This window comes from Burkholderia sp. AU18528, assembly GCF_002223215.2.
GTDB lineage: Bacteria > Pseudomonadota > Gammaproteobacteria > Burkholderiales > Burkholderiaceae > Burkholderia > Burkholderia semiarida.
Genome location: NZ_NKFC02000006.1, coordinates 1,531,311 through 1,549,851, shown reverse-complemented (window position 1 = coordinate 1,549,851; position 18,541 = coordinate 1,531,311). Strand labels below are relative to the sequence as shown.

Sequence of the window (18,541 nt, the reverse complement as noted above, 5' to 3'; positions counted from 1 at the left end):
ACCTGACAAGTATGACAGCGTGACGTTGTCGGAGAAAGAATGGAACTGCGCTGGCAGGATGCCTACCAACAATTCAGCGCCGCGGAAGACGAGCAGCAGCTCTTCCAGCGGATTGCTGCCTATTCCAAGCGGTTGGGGTTCGAATACTGCTGTTACGGCATTCGCGTACCGCTGCCCGTTTCGAAGCCGGCGGTCGCCATCTTCAATACCTATCCGGACGGCTGGATGGCGCACTACCAGGCGCGGAACTATATCGAGATCGATTCGACGGTTCGCGACGGCGCACTCAGCACCAACATGATCGTCTGGCCGGACGTCGACAACATCGACCCGTGCCCGCTGTGGCAGGACGCGCGCGATTTCGGGCTGTCGGTGGGCGTCGCGCAGTCGAGCTGGGCGGCGCGCGGTGCGTTCGGTCTGCTGAGCATCGCCCGTCATGCCGACCGGCTGACGCCGGCCGAGATCAACATGCTGACGCTGCAGACCAACTGGCTCGCGAACCTGTCGCATTCGCTGATGAGCCGCTTCATGGTGCCGAAGCTGTCGCCCGCGGCGGGCGTCACGCTGACCGCGCGCGAGCGCGAGGTGCTGTGCTGGACGGCCGAGGGCAAGACCGCGTGCGAAATCGGCCAGATCCTCAGCATCTCGGAGCGGACTGTGAACTTCCACGTGAACAACATCCTCGAGAAGCTCGGCGCGACCAACAAGGTCCAGGCGGTCGTCAAGGCGATCTCGGCCGGGCTCATCGAAGCACCGTGACGTGACGTTGCGCGACGGCGCCGCCGGAGGCGGCTGCCGCCACGCGGCTCACTCCATCATCGGTTCCACTTCCTTCGCCGTCCAGCTCACGCTGGAAATGCTTTTCTCCATGCTCATCCGGCTCGCGATCTGCTCGAGTTTCTGCTGATCCTTCGGATGCAGCTTCAGCGTCGCGGTGACCTTCAGCCGGTCCGGCTGGTCGGGCACGTCTTCGCTCGTGAGGCTCTGGAACGACAGCGGCTTCGCATACATCGCGTTCGACAGCAGCGTGCGGATGTGGACTTCGTCGGCAGCGAGGCAGATCACGGTAATCTGGTATTCGCGCACGAGGTCGGCGTTCGAGACGGGCGTCGCGTTGATCGCCTGGCTGACGCCGCGCAACACCGTATTGGTGAGCAGCACGACGCCCGTGCCGGCAAGCGCGGGCACGTAGTGGCCGGAGCCGGCCAGCACGCCGACGGCGGCCGAGCACCACAGCGTCGCGGCCGTGTTGATGCCCTGGATCGAGCCCTTGTCGCGCATGATCACGCCGCCGCCGAGAAAGCCGACGCCGGACACGACGTAGGCGGCGATCTGCGTGACGCCCGCCACGCCGTTGCCGGTCAGCACGCCCAGCGTGACGAACAGGCATGCGCCGCTCGCGACGAGCGTGATGGTGCGCAGGCCGGCCGTGCGCTGGCGCATCTGGCGCTCGAGGCCGATGGCGACGCCGCAGGCGAACGCGGTGAAAAGACGGAGTGCGAAATCGAAAGTCATGGTTGTCCTGCCGTGCAAGAAGCGCGTGCCGGCTCGCGTCGCCGCGGCGCAAGGCCGAAGGCGACGCGGCGTCAGCCGTCATCGCGCGGTACTGTACCGCGCGAATGCGTCATTCAAATGTGAAACGGATGGCGTGCGGCTCGCGGAACGCGAGCCGGGGCAGGAGAACTGCGGCGGACAGGCGTTCAGGCGGCAAGCGGCGCACGCAACGGAGTGCTGCAACTGTCCACGATGGTTCCTGAAGGAAGAATGGGCGGCATTCTAGTAGGCGGCGCGCGGCCGCGTCAACCGCCTGGGCGGTGCTACTGCGCCGAGCCGATCGTGCCCGTCGCGAGCGCGAGCGCGGCGGCGGCCGACAAGGCGCCGGCATAGCTGTCGACTTCCGCGTTGCGCGCGGCGAGCAACTGGCTTTGCGCGATCGTCGCGTCGGTGACCGAGCCGACGCCGTTCCGGTACGCGGTCAGCGCCGCATCGTAGCTCGTTTGCGCGGCATCGACGAGCGCCTTCGCGGCGTCGTGCGACGCGAGGCTCGTCTGCACCGCGTTCTGCGCGGCGACGATCTGGCGCACCGCTTCCTCCTTGGTCCGCGTGAGGCGCGCGGATGCGCTTTCCGCGTCGTTGCGCGCCTGCATCAGCACGGCCGAGCGCAGGCCGCCGTCGTACAGCGGGATCGTCACGCCGAGGAACACGCCGCCGCCGTAGCGGCTGCCGTTCAGGTTGACGGTGGGCGCCTGGTCGCCGATCGCGGGCAGCGCGGAGATGGACGTGCCGCCGCTCGCATACGACGTCGACGCGGACAGGAAGATCTTCGGCATGAACGCGGCTTGCGCCGCCTTGATCTTCGCGCGATTGGCCTTTTCGAGCGCGAACGCACCCTGCAGGTCGGGGCGGCGCGCGATCGCGTCCGACACGATCGCGTCGACGGACGAACCGAGCGCAGGCGGCAGCGGCCGCTGCGGCAACGCGGCGATCGTCGGCTTCGACAGCGGCGAGATGCCGAGCGCGGAGACGAGCGCGAGGTAACCGTCGCTCTCGGCGCCGTTGGCCTGCACGAGCGCGAGGTTCGCCTGCGCGCGGTTCTGCGTCGCCTGCGCGAGCTCCACGACCGTGCCGACGCCGTGCTTGAGCCGTGCACGGGACGCCGCGAGAATCGCATCCGCGTTCGCGAGGCCCTGTTGCGCGCTCAGGGCCCGCGAGCGAGCGGCTTCGTAGCGGTAGTACGAGACCGTCACGTCGTGGATCACCTGCTGGTGCACGGCCGTGAACGCGACGTTCGATGCGATCGACGCCTGTTCGGCCGCTTCGACACGTGCCGCGCGGCCGCCGAAATCGAACAGCAGCCATTGCAGCGACAGCGCCGAAATCGTTCCGTGCACGCTGGTGTTGCTCGACGAATCGCCTAGGATCGTCGACGTCGAGCCGTGGTTCGCCTGATATGCGCCCATCGCCGTCGCCGACAGGCGCGGGAGATAGGCGGACTTGGCGAGGCCCACCGCGAGCGCCGCGTTGCGCGCGTCGTTCCATGCGATGCGGGTCAGCGGATTGGCCGATTCGGCGAGATCGATCAGTTCCGGCAGCGTGTACGCATGCGCGGCATCGAGCGCGGCCGGCGGCGGCACCGACGCGAGCGCCGGCGACGCGGGCAGCATGTAGTCGTGCGCACCTTGCACGGCGGCGTGTGGCGGCGCCGCCACGATGTCGCCCGCGGCCGACGTTTGCGGCTGCCACGGGCGGTCGGACGCCTCCGGCGCCAGATCGATCGACGACGTCGCGCAGCCGGCCAGCGCGACGGCGGTCGCGAGCGCGGCGGCGGCGATCGGGGCGGCCGGCGGTTCAGGTACGCGCATGAGGGGCAGGCTCCTTCGGTGTGGCTTGACGGGCGGCGTCGGCGATGTGCGCGAGCCGCGTGTCGATCAGGTTCAGCAGCGCGTCGCGCGCGGGGTCGGTATGGGCTGTGCTCGATGGCGCCGCCGGGGCATTCGCGCGGGGCGCGGTTTCGTCATCGCCCGGCGCGGTCACGCGCGCGAGTTGCTCGCCGATCGCCGCGTCGCCGGGTTTGCGTTCGGCGAGCAGGAACAGCGGGCCTTCGAGCGCACCGAGTTCCGCGAGCGCGCGTCGCCGGGTGGCGAGCCACGCCGCGGCCGGCCGCACCCACGACGGCTCGTAATGGATCAGGCCGAGCTCCTGCGAGATCGCGCCGTGCCGGGCGAACGCTTCGGCGGCCAGCGCGCGCCGTTCGGCCGGCTGGGCGATCTGCGCGATGCGTCGCCACTGGTCGAGCAGCGCGGCGAACGCGGAGTCGATCTGCTTGCCGATGCTGACGGGCCAGATGCGCGTGAACACGAGATACACGACGACGTTGCCGAGCAGGATGCCGATCGTGCGATCGCGCGCGAGCGTCAGGTCGAAGCCGGGGCCGGCGCCCTGGATCACGCACAGGAAGAACGCGAACGCGACCTGGAAACCCGCGTACGCGATGCGCGGCGAGCCGAATGCGACCCACGCGGACAGCCACGCGCCAGCGAAGACGAGCGCCATCAGTTCGCCGATCGACGACAGCGACGGGACGACGAACACGAGCGCGGCGGTGCCGATCAGCGCGCCGACGATGCAGCCGGCGATGCGCAGCGTGAGCTTCTCGACCGTTTCCGCGGTCGAGCCGAGCGACACCATGTAGCAGGTGATGAAGCAGGTATGGATGCCCGACCAGTCGAGTTGCGAGTACAGCAGGTAGCAGAACATTGCCGCTGCCGTCGTTTTCAGCGCATAGCGGACGTGGTCGGGATTGGTGCGCGCGTCGGGCAGGAAGAAGCCGCCGCGCGGGGCGGGTGGTGCGGCGGGTTCCGCCGGTTTGTCGGCGGCGGTATCGGTTGATGAGGCCGATACCGCCGGTGCGTCGGTTGCGGGCGGCTGCGCGAACTGCGTGAGCGCGATGTGCAGGTCCGCCGCGACGACGCGTGCGAGCGGCGGCAGCGCATCGGGCGCCGGCAGCGCGAGCGTCACGTCGACCGGATAGCCGCCCTGTTCGAGGATCGCGGCCATCTCGTCGAGCGTCGCCGCAATCGGCGTGGCGAATGCGTCGGGCAGCCGCGCCGCCGGTTCGCGATCCGCAAGCGCGACCGCGACGAGCAGCGCGGTGCTCGACGCGACGGCCTGCCGCAACGCGACGACATCGGCACCGGACGACGAACCTTCGAACTTCGACAGCTTCAGCCACGTGAGCAGTTGCTTGTCGCCTTCGCGCAGGCTGGCATCGAACGCGTCGCGCGCGCCGCCGTCGCCGCGCAGCCGCCGCGCGGCGAGCCGCAGCCGTTTCGCGAGCTGCGCGTGCGCGAGCTTGCGCGGCGACGGCGCGATCAGCAGGTTGACGACGATCGCGACGCCGACGGGGATCGCGACCATCAGCCACGCATAGAGCAGCGCGCGCGTCGCGGCTTCGCCGACCGGCGCCAGGCCCAGCTCGTCGAGCCCGAAGCCGACGATCATCGCGAGAATCGCGCCGACCGGGCGCAGCTTGCTGGCGGACGTCAGGTAGAGCAGGCCGACCGACAGCACGGCCATGCACGCGACGCGCAGCACCGAATACTCGATGCTGAAGATCGCGACGCCGATCACGAGCGCGATCACGAGCGTGACGAGCAGCAGCATCGCGACCGCGAGCACGGCGCTCGTCACGCGATCGGCGCGGTTCAGGAAGAACACGACATACGCGGAAATCGCGGCTTCGGGCGTGCCGTATCCGCTCGTCACGAGCACGACGAGCGCACAGATCAGCGCGACGCGCACGGCCATGGCCGCGCGCCCCGGAAACGGCGCGAGCAGCCGCAGGACTTCGCGCGGGCCCGGCGAGCGGACGTCAGCGGCAGGCTGAGCCATGCCGGACCTCGACGATCGCGCTCGCGCCGACACGTACGAGCTTGCCGTCGGGTTCGTCGAGCTTCACGCGCACGGGGAAGCGCTGCGCGACGTGCACCCAGTTCACCGAGCGCTGCACGATCGGCAGCGAGCGCGGCAGGTTGATGCGGTCGCTGTCCGCGATGCCCGCGCCGATGCCGACGACCTTGCCCGTCATCGGGCGGTCGCGGTCGATCATCGAATAGACGGTCGCGCAGTCGCCCACCGCGATGCGATTGAGCGACGTTTCGCGGAAATTGCCGACCGCGAACCATTCGCTCGCGTCGATCAGCGTGAAGATCGACTGGTTCGGCGCAAGCGTTTCGCCGGGGAGCACGCTCAGGCCCGTCACGAGCCCGTCGTGCGGCGCGCGCACGACCGTATCGTCGAGCGCATGCTGCGCGCGGGCCAGCGCCGCTTCGCGCGCGTGCAGCGTCGCGATCGCGTCGGCGTCGTCGCCGATCGTCTGCGCGGACGCGCGCTGCTGTTCCCGCGCCTGTGCGAGCGAGACGGACGCGTCGCGCTGGCGCACCTTCGCCTGGTCGAACTGCTGCACGCTGACGTAGCCCTGCGCGGCGAGCGGCGCGAGCCGGTTCACGTCGCGCGTCGCGAGATCGTAGTTCTGCGTCGCGCGCTTGACCTGCTCGGCGGCGACGGACGCGTTCGAACGCTCGCCGATCAGCGAACGGCGGCGTGTGTCGAGCGACGCGCGCGCGAGTTCGAGATCGGCCTGCGCCTGCGCGACGGTCAGCCGGTACGGGACGGGATCGATCACGTACAGCAGGTCGCCTTTCGCGACGCGCTGGTTTTCATGCACCGCGAGCTGCACGATGCGGCCGCCGACCGGCGACGCGACGTGCACGACGTCCGCGTCGATCGACGCGTCGTCGGTGGACGGGTAGGCCGTCGTGCGGTGGTACGCGTACGCGAGCGCCGCGATGCCGAGCGCGACGATCGCGAGCGCGATGACGCGGCCTTTGACGGAGGGGCGGGCGATGCCGGCGGCCTTCATGCGAACGGTCCCGTGCCGGTGAGCCAGACGAGCACGGCGACCACGAGCCCGATCGCGGTGCAGACGGCGAGTTGGTAGGGCACCGTCGCGGCCCAGCCGGTCGCGACGAATACGCGGTGCGCGACGATCGCGCCGACGATGCCGACGATCGCGCTGACGAGCCACAACGGGAAGTACGCGCCGAACAGCACGTAGGACGGCGCGCCGCGCGATGCACAGCCCGCGAGCGGCAGGGCGGGCGCGAGGACGGCGGCGATACGCAGCGGCGCGCGCGGCGTTGTTGTTCTCATGGTGTGACGAGCTCGACGTTGGGGGTGGATGCCGGGCGCGGCGCAATGCGGATCGTCGCAACCGGCCGGGCCGCGACGACGATTTCAGGATACGGGGCCGATCATAAATCAGCGTAATGCGGATCGCCAGCGATCCGGCGCGCGTTCACGGCAGGGGCGAGGTTGACCGTGGCCGCGCCATCGGTCATGCCGGACGGTCCGGCAGTGCGTGTCGGCAGCGATGATCGGACCGCCGCAATTCTGCCAGCACCCGCTCGCGCAGGGTTGCGAATGGACTGTCAAGGATCGTCAGACGAAATCGTGCAGCGGGGTTTGCCATGTCGACGCAGCGGCAATTGGCGCGCAAACCGCCGATTGCCGCTCGAACGCATGCGAATTAGTCCGGCTGGACTCGTGCGTCCTCGACGAGCAGGTCGGCGAAATCGCGCGCGAAACGCGGAGGCGCATCGAGATCGGAGACGCAGATCTGCAACCGGCGCTCGGCCCAGTCGTCTTCGAGCGCGACGAGACGCGGCCCCATCGTCTTCGCATGACGGCGTGCGGTGCCTTCGGGCAGCACGCGACATTTGCTTCGATCATCCGGCAGGCCGTCTCGAAGTTGCTGTCCCGGATGCGCCTGCGCAGCACGTCGCCGGCGACGATGCCGACGTCGATCAAGCCTGCCTGCGCAGCGCGCACGATGTCGGGGCTCACCCGTTCCTGCATGTCGATCGTCACGTGCGGATGATCGACGAGACAGCGGCGCCGCACCGCCGGCCGCGACCCGTCGTCGCGGCCGGGATCTGTGTACCATCGTGCGTAGGGTGCGACGCGCGGCACAGGGCATCACGGCCCGATGCGGCGCGCGTCGCGGAAGCGGTCGTGCAACGAAGGTGAGCGTTCCATGCGAAGTTTCTTTGTCCGGTTCATTGCGATCGGCGTGCTGTTCCATCTGTACGTCGGGATGCGGATCATTCCCGATGCGTTCGTGTCGCCGCTCGCGCGCACGATCGCGGCGCTCGTGCTGGCGAGTTTCGTCGTCTTGATTCCGGTCGGGATGTTCTCGCGCCGCTTCGACGAAGGGTGGGCGGCGACGCTGGTCGGCTGGGCGGGCGCGCTCGCGATGGGCTTCTTCTCGTCGCTGCTGGTGCTGACGTTCCTGCGCGACATCGTGCTGCTCGGCGTGCTCGCGTGGCGACATCTCGGGCATGACGGCGCATGGAGCGGCGCGGCGCCCGACACGGCGCTCGGCGTGCTGGCGGCCGCGGTGCTCGTGACGGCGATCGGGTTCGTCGGCGCGCGCCGCACGGCGGCGGTCAAGCGCGTGTCGATTCCGGTCGCCGGCCTGCCGGCCGCGCTCGACGGGCTGACGATCGTGCAACTGTCCGACATCCACGTCGGCCCGACGATCAAGCGGCCCTACATCGAACGGATCGTGCGCGCGGTCAATGCGCTCGACGCCGACGTGGTGGTCGTGACGGGCGACGTGGTGGACGGTTCGGTCAAGCGCCTGCGCGAACATACGGCGCCGCTCGGTCAAATGCGCTCGCGGCACGGCACCTTCCTCGTGACGGGCAACCACGAGTACTACGCGGGTGCGCATGCGTGGATCGACGAATTTCGTCGTATCGGGCTGACCGTGCTGCTGAACGAGCACGTGCTGATCGAGCGCGGCGGCGCGCGGGCGGTGCTCGCGGGCGTGACCGACTTCACGGCCGGCGGCTTCGATCCCGCCCATCGCAGCGATCCCGAGCGGGCGTTGGCCGGTGCGCCGCCCGACGTCGGCACGAAGATCCTGCTCGCGCACCAGCCGCGCAGCGCGGAAGCGGCGAACCGCGCGGGCTTTACCGTGCAGTTGTCGGGGCACACGCATGGCGGCCAGTTGCTGCCGTGGCCGCCGTTCGTGCGTCTGCAGCAGCCGGTGATCGGCGGGCTGAACCGCATCGGCGACATGTGGCTGTATACGAGCCGCGGCACTGGGTACTGGGGGCCGCCGAACCGCTTCGGCGTGCCGTCCGAGATCACGCTGATTCGGCTGACACGCGGATAGCCGGTGGCCGAGGACGGCCGTTACGCGACGCGAACGCGCATCGCGCGCCCCGCGGTTTCCTTTTGTCGGGAATGACAGCGCATGGCGGCGTGCGGCGCCGTTGGCTAGTATGCAGACATGCGTTCGCTCCGTTCCTTGCCCGGTCCTGCCGACATGTCGACGCCCGATCTCTTCGCTGATACGCCCGTGCCCGACGTGGACTGGTACCCGGACTGGCTGGCGCCGCCCGACGCCGATCGCGCGCTGGCCGCGCTGATCGACGAGGTCGCGTGGCGGCAGGACACGATCCGTACGCCGCGCGGACGCATTCCGTTGCCGAGGCTCACCGCGTGGCAGGGCGAACCGGATGCCGTGTACGTGTACTCGGGAATCCGCAACGTGCCGGAGCCATGGACGCCGGCCGTGCTCGGCCTCAAGCTTGCGGTCGAGGCGACGTGCGGCGTGCGTTTCAACAGCGTGCTGCTCAATCGCTATCGCAACGGGCTGGACAGCCTCGGCTGGCATGCGGACAACGAACCCGAACTCGGCGATGCGCCGGTGATCGCGTCGGTGAGCCTCGGCGCGATGCGGGTGTTCGATCTTCGCCATCGCGCGACCAGCGTCACGCATGCATACCGCCTCGTGCATGGCAGCCTGCTCGTGATGCGCGGACGCACGCAGGCCGAATGGCAGCACCGCGTGCCGAAGGCGCCCAGCGTGCAGGGCGAACGCGTCAACCTGACCTTCCGGCGCGTGTCGATGGCGGCCGAGTAGGTCGCACCCCGTTTCCGCGATTCGCCGAAAGGCCAACGCAAGCCGTCGCGCGTGCGGCACGTTGCCGCACGAACGCGATGTCGGGCCGGCCGACGTGTCGCTCTGCCCCGTCCCGCAAGGCTTTGAGTCAGATTCGATCGAACGGGCGGTTCCGATAGATGAGTGAAACCTCTGATGGTGCGTCGCAACAATCGCTGATTAGACTGTGGAATGGCAGAAGCGCGTCGGCACACCGGCGCGCCCCCTTTTCGACATGCCTCCGTGCGTTGCCGATGCAGCGCGCAACGGGGCAGGAGCACAACGCGTGACCGTATTCGACCCTTCCTTCGAACCCTCGCTGCACGTCTTCGAGCAAGACGGCGGATGGCAATGGGCGCTGACGGTGAAGCGGGCGACCGGCGTTGGCGTGAAAGTCGTGGCGTTCAGCCGCGAAGGCTTTCGCGGCGAAGCCGAGGCATACGCCGCTGGCCAGCTTGCCCGCGCCGAATATGACGCCGCCGTGACGGCCTGACGTCGTCGCGGCGATCCGGCGCGGGGATCGCCTTCCTCTGTGCCGTCCGTTGCCGGACGGCGCTTTTCCGACTGCTTCCGTTTTTTTCTCCAGGCGCGAAATGCGACCGTCTGCCGGCGTTCGCTGTGCCAAATGGTCCGTGCCGTTCGACACAGGCATGCCTATGCCGCCTTCGATGCGCGGGCATCGCGTCGACGATGCGACCCGCGTAGCGAAAGTCTGCACGCAGGCTCATGACCTCCCGAGCAGGTGCGAACCACGTATCGCACAAGGGAGCGTGGAAAACGCCGATTCATATCGTAATAAGATATGAGGTTATTGCATCGGCGAGACAATGACGTCCCGCTTTCCTGAAAGGAGCTATCCGTGCAACTGACCCGGTTAGGCGGGCATGTCGCCCAATCCGGCATCGCCGAACGGCAAAAACACGCGCAGGCGCTGATGTTCGGGATGGCGAACATCGACGAGTACATGTCCGGCGGCGTCTGCTACGACGCCGCGGCCTACGTGCGGTATCTGCTGCGCGCGGACGCGATGATCACGCCCGCGGCGCTGCTCGACACGATCGGCCAGTCGTGGAGGACGCGCTTCAACTTCGAGACCGGCACTCAATGGGACGGGCGCGCGAGCATTCCGGCGGGCACCGCGGTCGGCTTCGCTCGCGGCGCGAATGTCTTTCACGCGGCGATTGCCGTCGGCGGCACCCGGATCCGCGGGATCAACGGCGGCCTGCTGGGCGCCGGCTGGCTGCATCCGGTCGATCTGGCACGCGTGCTGCAGCCGGATCCGGCCGGCGGTTTTGCGTACGACCGCACGACCATTCGTGTTTATCTGTCGCGCCTGTAGGCGGTCCGACGTCAAGTTCCGTGCTGCTGGCCGTCGTCCGGCCGCCTGCCGTGGGCGGGCGCCGTGCGGTCAGCGCGCTGGCGTCCGGCGATTTCTGCATGGCGTCGGGCGGTCCAACGCTGCTATCCTCTCGACCTTGAATGACGCGTCATGGTGGCGTGGACGCGCATGCTGCGTCGCGGCGCCGCGCGCCGGTGCGGGCCCACGCGCGCACTGAGGTAGCATGACTGAATATCCACGACGATCGATGACCTGTTTCGTGACCGATTTCCTTCCGTCCATGTCCACATGGTCAAGACAACGATGAGCGGCGCACCCGATCCGGCGGCGCCCGGCGACGAAGAATCGTCGGGCGGCGCTTCGTCCTATCTGGTGCCGGGGCTCGAACGCGGGTTGCGGATCCTCGCCGAATTCTCCGCGCGCGAACCCGTGCTCGGTGCGCCGGAACTGTCGAAGCGCATCGGCATTCCGCGCACCACGACGTTCCGCCTGCTGCAGACGCTCGAGGCGCTTGGTTTTCTCGAACGCGTGAACGGCGATCGCTATTTCCGGCTCGGCGTCGGCGTGCTGCGGCTCGGCTTCGAATACCTGAATTCGCTCGAACTGACCGATCTCGGCACGCCCGTGCTCGAACGGCTGCGCGATTCGACCGGCCTGTCGACGCACCTGCTGATCCGCGACCAGCGCGACGTGGTGTTCGTCGCGAAGGCGCAGAGCAATGCGTCGATGTTCGGTTCGGTGAAGGTGCACGTCGGCACGCGCCTGCCCGCGCATGCAACCGTGCACGGCCACGTGCTGATGGGGGACCTGACGCGCGATGCGATGCGGCAGCTCTATCCGGAGAAGAAACTCGAACAGTTCACCGAGCGCACGCCCGGCACCGTCGACGAACTGTACGACCGCGTGCGTCATTACGCTCGGCTCGGCTATGCGGTCAGCGAGGCGGCGTTCGAGAGCGGCATTTCGGCCGTGACCGCACCCGTGCGCGATCATTCGGGCTCGATCGTCGCGGCGATCACCGCGACGGTGCCGCGCTCGGAGATCGGCGAGGCCGGCGAGAAGGAGCGGCTCGTCGAGGCCGTGTGCGGTGCGGCGGTCGACCTGTCGCAACGGCTGAACTATCGTCCGCTCGAAAGCGACCCGACGTTCGCGCATGCGCGCCACAAGGTCGCGATGTTCTGACGCTCGCGTATCGATCCGGCCGCCGCGCGCGGCATTGCAGACGACAAGAGCGGCCCGCGGGCCGCTCTTGTCGTTTTCGGGCGCCGAAGCCCGGTGCCCGAACGCGTTCAGAACGAATGATGAATCCCGGTCAGCACGATCACCTGGTTCGCGGTGCTCGACACGCCGGCCGTGAAGAACGCGGCCTTCGCGCCGCCGGAAGCGTGTTCATAAAGCACGTTCGCATACAACTGCGTGCGCTTGGACAGCGCGTAGATGTCGCCGAGTTCGACCTGCGTCCAGCGGCGGCCGGCCAGCGTCGTGGTTGCCGCGCCGCCCGCGATCGTGTTGAACGCGCTGCTGCGGTAGTTCACGCCCGCGTCGTAGCTCTGGAACGTGTCGGAAAACCCGTTCGACTGCATCTTCACGCGCGTGTAGAGGCCGTGCACGAGAAAGTCGCCGATCTGGTAGGACGCGCCCGCGCCGATGTTCTCGACCTTGCTGGCGAGATAACCGTTCGCGGTGTTCTGCCCCTGGAACGACGTGATGCCCGTCTGGCCGATCAGGAGCGAGCGATCGTGCTCGTTCGAGTAGACGGCCGACGCCTTGAACGGCCCGTTCGCATAGTTCAGCGCGACGCCGACCGATTTGCCGGTCGAGAAGTTCGTCGTGTTGCCGAGCGCGAGCGTCGCCGCGGCCGAAAAGCCCGCGAAGGTCGGTGAACGATACTTGATCGAATTGTTGTACGGCACGTTGCCGGTCGCGGCGAGCCCGTCGATGTTGCCCGGATGGAACGCGTACCAGCTCATCGCGAGGTACGCGGTGCTGAGCGGGTCGAGATAGTCGAACGCCAGCGGCGTCTGGCGGCCGAGCGTCAGCGTGCCGTAGCGCTCGGCGCCGAGGCCGACGAACGCCGCGCGATTCCAGATCGTGTTCGCGGTCGCGAACTGGCCGTTGTTCGTATAGAAGCCGTTCTCCAGCTGGAAGATCGCCGACAGCCCGCCGCCGAGATCTTCCTTGCCTTTCAGGCCCCACCGGTCGGGCTGCGTATTGCCCTGGATCATCGCCCACTTCGCGTGGCCGCCGACGTTGTTCACGTACGCGACACCCGCGTCCATGCTGCCGTACAGCACCACGCTGCTCTGCGCCCACGCGCCCGACGCGGCGCTCATTCCGATGACTGCTGCTGCTACCGCATGCTTGACCATTTTGTCTCCTGACTCTCCAACCTGATGAATACGTGTCGTGACGGCCTGCGCGGGGACGGCCGACCGTCGCGCATGTTCATCGCCGCATGGGCATTTGTGTGTTCCATATAAGGAACGATGTGCCTCTGGTGGAATGGAGTATAGAGGCGCCGAACACCATATCAAAAATAAATTTTTCGGGACGGATGGGCGCCGTGCCGACGCACGCTCATACGGCGCGATGCGCGGGAAAAGCCGATAAATCCACGTCACATAACAAAAAATTACATTCGCTCAGGCAGGCGAAAGCGTTCGTCGACCTCCCGGTCGGTGTTTTCCCTAGGACACGCAGCTTTTTGTTCTACTCGCGGAAAGTCGCTCCTATAATCACCATCCATAAACTGATGTTCCTGATATGGAACAAAACGGAACAAACCGAGAGTCGATCAGAAGGAAGGGTGCGAGATGTCTGAGCAATGGATTTGTGCCGGTCACGCCGGCGCGCTGTCGGAAGACACGCCGATCGAGTTCAAGCGGACCGACGGCATGGAAATCGGGATCTACCGCGTCGGCGACGACGTGTATGCGCTCGAGAACGTATGCCCGCATGCGTATGCGCTGCTGACGCAGGGGTTCGTCGACGAAGGCACGGTCGAATGCCCGCTGCACGAGGCCGTGTTCGACATCAAGACGGGCGAATGCCTGAAGGGCCCCGGCGGGCGCGCGCTGAAGCAGTACGCGGTGCGCCTCGCCGGCGAGGAAATCCAGATCAAGGTGGACTGAACATGAAAGAAGCGACCGTCAACTTCAATCCCTTCCTGAAGCCGTGGGTGGCGCCGCAGCCGAACAACGTCGCGGGCAAGGGGCAGATCGAGATCCCCGGCCAGGTCGAGAACCTGGTCTGGCAGAACCGCAAGGCGGAACCCACCCAGTACGAGAACGACCTCGGCGATGCGCTCGAACGCGTGTTCGAGAGCGGCGCGACCGAACTGGACGATGTCGTCGCCGGGCTGAACCGCATCGGCTTTCGCGCGCCGGACGGCACCGCATGGACCGTGGAGCGTTTCCGCGCCGAAATGGCCTCGCTGGCGGAATGAGCGCACCGACCGCGCCGCGCGCCTGAGCGCCGACCCGACAACCGCATCCGGAGCACACTGATGACGTCCCCCGACCAACACGAAACCCAACACGACCCGGTCCGCGACTACCTCGATCGCGGCATCAAGAACTACTGGTATCCCGTCGCGCCCAGCTGGCAGGTGTCGAACGCGCCCGTCGGCGTCACGCGCCTGTCCGAGCAGATCGTGCTGTGGCGCGATCACGACGGCAAGGTCCATGCGCTGGAAGATCGCTGCCCGCACCGCGGCGCGCGCCTGTCGCTCGGCTGGAACCTCGGCGGCAACATCGCGTGCTGGTATCACGGCATCGAAGTCGACGGCGGCGGTACGGTCAACCGCGTGCCGGCGGTATCGAACTGTCCGCTCGAAGGCACGAAGTGCGTGAAGTCGTATCCGGTCGAGGAGAAGGCCGGCGCGATCTTCCTGTGGTTCGGCGACGAAGCGCACGGCGAGCCGGCGCCGCTGAATCTGCCGGAAGAACTGGTCGCCGATGAGTACGGCCACTTTCTGTGCGTATCGAACTGGAAGTGCAATTACCAGTACGCGATCGACAACGTGATGGACCCGATGCACGGCGCGTATCTGCATGCGACGTCGCACTCGATGGCCGAAGGCGACAAGCAGGCCGACATGCGCGTGCGCAAGACGGAAACGGGCCTGATGTTCGAGAAGATCGGCCAGCGCGACGTGAACTTCGACTGGGTGGAACTCGGCGAAACGGGCTGCCTGTGGATGCGTCTCGCGATTCCGTACAAGCAGAAATTCGGCCCGGGCGGCAACTTCGGGATCATCGGCTTCGCGACGCCGGTCGACGGCGACCACTGCCAGGTCTATTTCTGGCGTACCCGCAAGGTCAGCGGCTGGCAGCGCGACGTGTGGCGCTTCATGTACCGCAACCGCCTCGAAGGCCTGCACTGGGACGTGCTCGAGCAGGACCGCTACGTCCTCGAAAGCCTCGCGCCGCATGCGCGCGATCACGAATACCTGTACCAGCACGACGTCGGCATCACACGTGTGCGCCGGATGCTGCGCCAGCGTGCGCAGGAACACCTGTCCGCGCTCGACGCGCATCGTGCGGCGCATGCCGCCTCGGAGCACGCGAATGGCTGAGTTCGCTTCGGTCGTGGCATTGCCCGGTCGCCGCGTGCTCGTCACGGGCGGCGCGCGCGGTCTCGGCGCGGCGTTCGTGAAGGCGCTGGTCGAAGCGGGTGCACAGGTCGCGTTCGGCGACGTGCTCGCGAAAGAGGGCCGCGCGCTCGCCGCGCAGCTCACGCAAGCCGGCCACGCCGCGCATTTCTTCGCACTCGACCTTGCCGATCCGGCCAGCATCGACGCTTTCGTCGCGCAGGGCGCGGCGGCGCTCGGCGGCATCGACGCGCTGATCAACAACGCGGCGATCACGAACTCGGGCGGCAAGCTGTCGACGGAGCTCGACGTGGCGACCTGGGACGCCGTGATGAACGTGAACGTGCGCGGCGTGTGGCTCGTCAGCAATGCAGCGCTGCCGCACCTCGCTCAGTCGGGGCGCGGCGCGATCGTGAATCTTGCGTCGGATACCGCGTTGTGGGGCGCGCCGAAGCTGCTCGCGTACGTCGCGAGCAAGGGCGCGGTGATCGCGATGACGCATGCGCAGGCACGCGAGTTCGGCGCGCACGGCGTAACGGTCAACGCGATCGCGCCAGGGCTCACCGAAGTCGAGGCGACCGCCTACGTACCGGCCGAGCGCCATGCGTTCTACCTGCAGGGCCGTGCGCTGACGCGCGCGCAGGTGCCCGGCGACGTGACGGGCCCGGTGCTGTTCCTGCTGTCGGACGGTGCGCGCTTCGTCACGGGTCAACTGCTGCCGGTCAACGGCGGCTTCGTAATGAACTGAATTGAAGTTTTCACTCGGAATGAAGGAGAGGACGATGGCGGACGCCGATTTCGAACGCAAGTCGTGGGACCAGCCGGAAGGCACAAGCTTCAACGACTGGATGGAAGGGCGCGTCGCGCGCTACGCGACGCGGCGCTACGACTGGGACGCGCTGAAATTCCAGGCCGACTACGACCCGAAGTACCGCCGTGCGCAGATGCGCTACGTCGGCACGGGCGGCACGGGCGTCGCGAAGGACGTCAACACGGTGCCGGCCGGCAACTTCACGTTCTCGACGATGGTCATCCCGGCCGGCAACATCGGCCCGAGCCACATCCATATCGACGTCGAGGAAATCTTCTTCGTGCTGCGCGGCAAGATGAAGGTGATCTGCGAGCGCGACGGCGAGACCTGGGAAGCGGTCCTCGGCGAGCGCGACCTGATCTCGGTGCCGCCGGGCGTGTATCGCACGGAAATCAACATCGGCGAGGAAGATGCGCTGATGTGCGTGATGCTCGGTTCGCCGAAGCCGATCACGCCGACGTATCCGCCCGATTCGCCGCTCGCGAAGATCAAGCGCTGAGACGGGGCGGGTGAAGCAATGAGTGTCGTCGACAAACGCGAACGCGACCGCACCGCGGCGTTCGCCGCGCTGCTCGGGCAGTTTCCCGAACAGCGTTGCGAAGCCGGCGCGGCGGGCACGATCGGCTACCGTGAGGCCGGCGCGCGGCAGGCGGGCCGCGCGCTGCCCGCCGTGCTGCTGCACGGGATCGGCTCGGGCGCCGCATCGTGGGTGTGCCAGCTCGATACGCTCGGCGCATCGCGCCGCGTGCTCGCGTGGGATGCGCCGGGTTACGGCGTGTCGACGCCCGTGCACGGCGCGTCGCCCGCCGCCGCTGATTACGCGGCATCGCTGAACGCGTGGCTCGAGGCACTCGGCATCGAACGCTGCGTACTGGTCGGTCATTCGCTCGGCGCGATCATCGCGGGCGGTCTCGCCCGTATGATGCCCGCGCGGATCGCCGGCCTGCTGCTGGTGTCGCCCGCCGGCGGCTACGGCAGCGCACCGGCCGACACCCGCGAATCGCGCCGCGACGCGCGGCTCGCGATGCTCGCGGAACTCGGCCCGGCCGGGCTCGCCGAGCAGCGCAGCGGCAACATGGTGTCCGGTTTCGCGAACGAGGAGGCGCGGGCGTGGGTGCGCTGGAACATGGCGCGCATCGTGCCGGCCGGCTATGCGCAGGCCACGCATCTGCTTGCGAACGCCGATCTCGCGGCCGATCTCGCCGGCTTTCGCGGCCGCACGGCCGTGGCCGTCGGCGCGCACGATGCGATCACGCCGCCCGCCGCGTGCGAGCGGATCGCCGCGGCCGCGCACGTCGGGCTGCAGGTGATTCCGCAGGCAGGACATGCCGGTTATGTGGAAGCGCCGGCCGTCTATTCCGCATTGATCGAAGGTTTCTGCCGGCAGTGCGATGCGCAGTGGGGGCTGGCATGAGCGAACCGCTGCAACAAAACGAATCCGACAACGCGAAGGCCGAAGCCAGCTACGTGGTGCCGGGCCTCGAACGCGGGCTGCGGATCCTCGCCGAATTCTCGCCGCGCGAGCCCGTGCTCGGCGCGCCTGAGTTGTCGAAGCGCCTCGGCATTCCGCGCACGACGGTGTTCCGTCTGCTGCAGACGCTCGAATCGCTCGGCTTTCTCGAACGCGCGGACAAGGATCGCAACTACAAGCTCGGCATCGCGGTGCTGCGGCTCGGCTTCGAATACCTGAGCTCGCTGGAGCTGACCGATCTCGGCCTGCCGGTGATCGAGAGCCTGCGCGATGCGACCGGCTTCACGACGCACATCGTGATTCGCGACGGCCGTGACGTGGTGTTCGTCGCGAAGGCGCAGAGTCAGTCGCCGGTGTTCAGCTCGATCCGCGTGAACGTCGGCACGCGGCTGCCCGCGCATGCGACGACGCACGGCCACGTGCTGATGGGCGACCTGTCGCTGAAGGAACTGCATGCGCTGTATCCGGAACGCGTGCTGAACCGGATGACGAGCGCGACGCCGGAAACGGTCGACGCGCTGTACGACGTGATCCGCGAGGACGCACTGCGCGGCTACGGCGTCAGCAATTCGTCGTTCGAACGCGGGATCTCGGTCGTCACGGCGCCGGTACGCAACGAGACGCAGAAGATCGTCGCGTGCATCACGGTGACGGTGCCGAGGCCGGAGATCGACGCGGCGCTGATCGCGGACGGGCTGATCGACAAGGTGCAGCGCGCGGCGGCGGAATTGTCGCGACGGCTCAATTACCGCTCGGATGACGAGCACACGTTCATGAAAGCTTTAGGACTGAAATGAGACCCCCACGCATGCTTCGCA

At 67.8% G+C, this 18,541-nt stretch carries 20 protein-coding genes; 14 read left to right on the top strand and 6 right to left on the bottom strand.

The genetic code is table 11. From position 1 onward, the window contains the following. The first annotated feature begins 39 nt into the window (after positions 1–39). Positions 40–759 carry an autoinducer binding domain-containing protein gene (locus tag CFB52_RS23905; RefSeq protein WP_059584867.1) on the top strand — a complete coding sequence of 240 codons (720 nt, stop codon included), beginning with the start codon at positions 40–42 and terminating at the stop codon, positions 757–759. Positions 760–807: 48 nt separating this feature from the next. On the opposite strand, the gene CFB52_RS23900 is transcribed toward CFB52_RS23905, so the two are convergent. The 5 genes from CFB52_RS23900 to CFB52_RS23875 form a co-directional block, all read right to left on the bottom strand. Further along, the gene (locus tag CFB52_RS23900) at positions 808–1,515 is read right to left on the bottom strand and encodes an MgtC/SapB family protein (protein WP_059639689.1); all 708 of its coding nucleotides are present in this window, start codon (positions 1,513–1,515) and stop codon (positions 808–810) included. A 302-nt stretch (positions 1,516–1,817) separates the two neighbouring features. Next, a complete protein-coding gene (locus tag CFB52_RS23890) occupies positions 1,818–3,362 on the bottom strand; it encodes a TolC family protein (protein WP_099317614.1) in 1,545 nt (514 codons plus the stop codon). Then, positions 3,349–5,391: an FUSC family protein gene (locus CFB52_RS23885; protein WP_099317613.1), complete on the bottom strand. Its 2,043-nt coding sequence runs from the start codon at positions 5,389–5,391 to the stop codon at positions 3,349–3,351. Before CFB52_RS23885 ends, CFB52_RS23890 begins: the two co-directional genes overlap by 14 nt. Further along, a complete protein-coding gene (gene mdtN, locus CFB52_RS23880; RefSeq protein WP_099317612.1) occupies positions 5,372–6,421 on the bottom strand; it encodes a multidrug transporter subunit MdtN in 1,050 nt (349 codons plus the stop codon). Before mdtN ends, CFB52_RS23885 begins: the two co-directional genes overlap by 20 nt. Beyond that, complete coding sequence (locus CFB52_RS23875) at positions 6,418–6,711, bottom strand: hypothetical protein (protein WP_059584872.1); 294 nt, start codon at positions 6,709–6,711, stop codon at positions 6,418–6,420. The genes mdtN and CFB52_RS23875 overlap by 4 nt, the downstream gene beginning before the upstream one ends. Positions 6,712–6,931: 220 nt before the next feature. On the opposite strand from CFB52_RS23875, the gene CFB52_RS35435 reads away from it, so the two are divergent. The 6 genes from CFB52_RS35435 (at position 6,932) to CFB52_RS23845 (ending at position 12,032) form a co-directional block, all read left to right on the top strand. Further along, a complete protein-coding gene (locus tag CFB52_RS35435) occupies positions 6,932–7,438 on the top strand; it encodes a hypothetical protein (RefSeq protein WP_180278247.1) in 507 nt (168 codons plus the stop codon). Between the two features lie 156 nt (positions 7,439–7,594). Next, a complete protein-coding gene (locus CFB52_RS23865) occupies positions 7,595–8,740 on the top strand; it encodes a metallophosphoesterase (protein ID WP_099317922.1) in 1,146 nt (381 codons plus the stop codon). 153 nt (positions 8,741–8,893) lie between these two features. Beyond that, positions 8,894–9,493 (top strand): alpha-ketoglutarate-dependent dioxygenase AlkB, encoded by a 600-nt coding sequence (locus CFB52_RS23860; RefSeq protein WP_099317611.1) that lies wholly within the window; start codon positions 8,894–8,896, stop codon positions 9,491–9,493. A gap of 304 nt (positions 9,494–9,797) precedes the next feature. Continuing rightward, entirely contained in the window at positions 9,798–10,004 is a 207-nt protein-coding gene (locus tag CFB52_RS23855; RefSeq protein ID WP_059585120.1) for a hypothetical protein, read from the top strand. Between the two features lie 366 nt (positions 10,005–10,370). Next, on the top strand, positions 10,371–10,850 hold the full coding sequence (gene tecA / locus CFB52_RS23850) for a type 6 secretion system effector deamidase TecA (RefSeq protein ID WP_099317610.1): 480 nt from the start codon (positions 10,371–10,373) through the stop codon (positions 10,848–10,850). Positions 10,851–11,138: 288 nt separating this feature from the next. Next, positions 11,139–12,032, top strand: coding sequence for an IclR family transcriptional regulator (locus tag CFB52_RS23845; RefSeq protein WP_099317609.1), 894 nt, complete (start codon positions 11,139–11,141; stop codon positions 12,030–12,032). Between the two features lie 107 nt (positions 12,033–12,139). Here the strand turns inward: CFB52_RS23845 and CFB52_RS23840 are convergent, their stop codons facing one another. Then, on the bottom strand, positions 12,140–13,219 hold the full coding sequence (locus tag CFB52_RS23840) for a porin (RefSeq protein WP_099317608.1): 1,080 nt from the start codon (positions 13,217–13,219) through the stop codon (positions 12,140–12,142). 444 nt (positions 13,220–13,663) lie between these two features. On the opposite strand from CFB52_RS23840, the gene CFB52_RS23835 reads away from it, so the two are divergent. The 7 genes from CFB52_RS23835 to CFB52_RS23805 are packed head-to-tail and all read left to right on the top strand — an operon-like array spanning position 13,664 to position 18,520. After that, positions 13,664–13,981 (top strand): non-heme iron oxygenase ferredoxin subunit, encoded by a 318-nt coding sequence (locus tag CFB52_RS23835; RefSeq protein WP_099317607.1) that lies wholly within the window; start codon positions 13,664–13,666, stop codon positions 13,979–13,981. A gap of 2 nt (positions 13,982–13,983) precedes the next feature. Continuing rightward, on the top strand, positions 13,984–14,295 hold the full coding sequence (locus tag CFB52_RS23830; RefSeq protein ID WP_059584880.1) for a recombinase-like helix-turn-helix domain-containing protein: 312 nt from the start codon (positions 13,984–13,986) through the stop codon (positions 14,293–14,295). A gap of 60 nt (positions 14,296–14,355) precedes the next feature. Then, positions 14,356–15,426 (top strand): aromatic ring-hydroxylating dioxygenase subunit alpha, encoded by a 1,071-nt coding sequence (locus tag CFB52_RS23825; protein ID WP_059584881.1) that lies wholly within the window; start codon positions 14,356–14,358, stop codon positions 15,424–15,426. After that, entirely contained in the window at positions 15,419–16,189 is a 771-nt protein-coding gene (locus CFB52_RS23820; protein WP_099317606.1) for an SDR family oxidoreductase, read from the top strand. The genes CFB52_RS23825 and CFB52_RS23820 overlap by 8 nt, the downstream gene beginning before the upstream one ends. Before the next feature lie 34 nt (positions 16,190–16,223). Next, on the top strand, positions 16,224–16,751 hold the full coding sequence (locus tag CFB52_RS23815) for a cupin domain-containing protein (protein WP_059584883.1): 528 nt from the start codon (positions 16,224–16,226) through the stop codon (positions 16,749–16,751). Between the two features lie 18 nt (positions 16,752–16,769). Then, a complete protein-coding gene (locus tag CFB52_RS23810; RefSeq protein WP_099317605.1) occupies positions 16,770–17,666 on the top strand; it encodes an alpha/beta fold hydrolase in 897 nt (298 codons plus the stop codon). Continuing rightward, a complete protein-coding gene (locus CFB52_RS23805) occupies positions 17,663–18,520 on the top strand; it encodes an IclR family transcriptional regulator (RefSeq protein WP_099317604.1) in 858 nt (285 codons plus the stop codon). Before CFB52_RS23810 ends, CFB52_RS23805 begins: the two co-directional genes overlap by 4 nt. Positions 18,521–18,541: the final 21 nt, after the last annotated feature.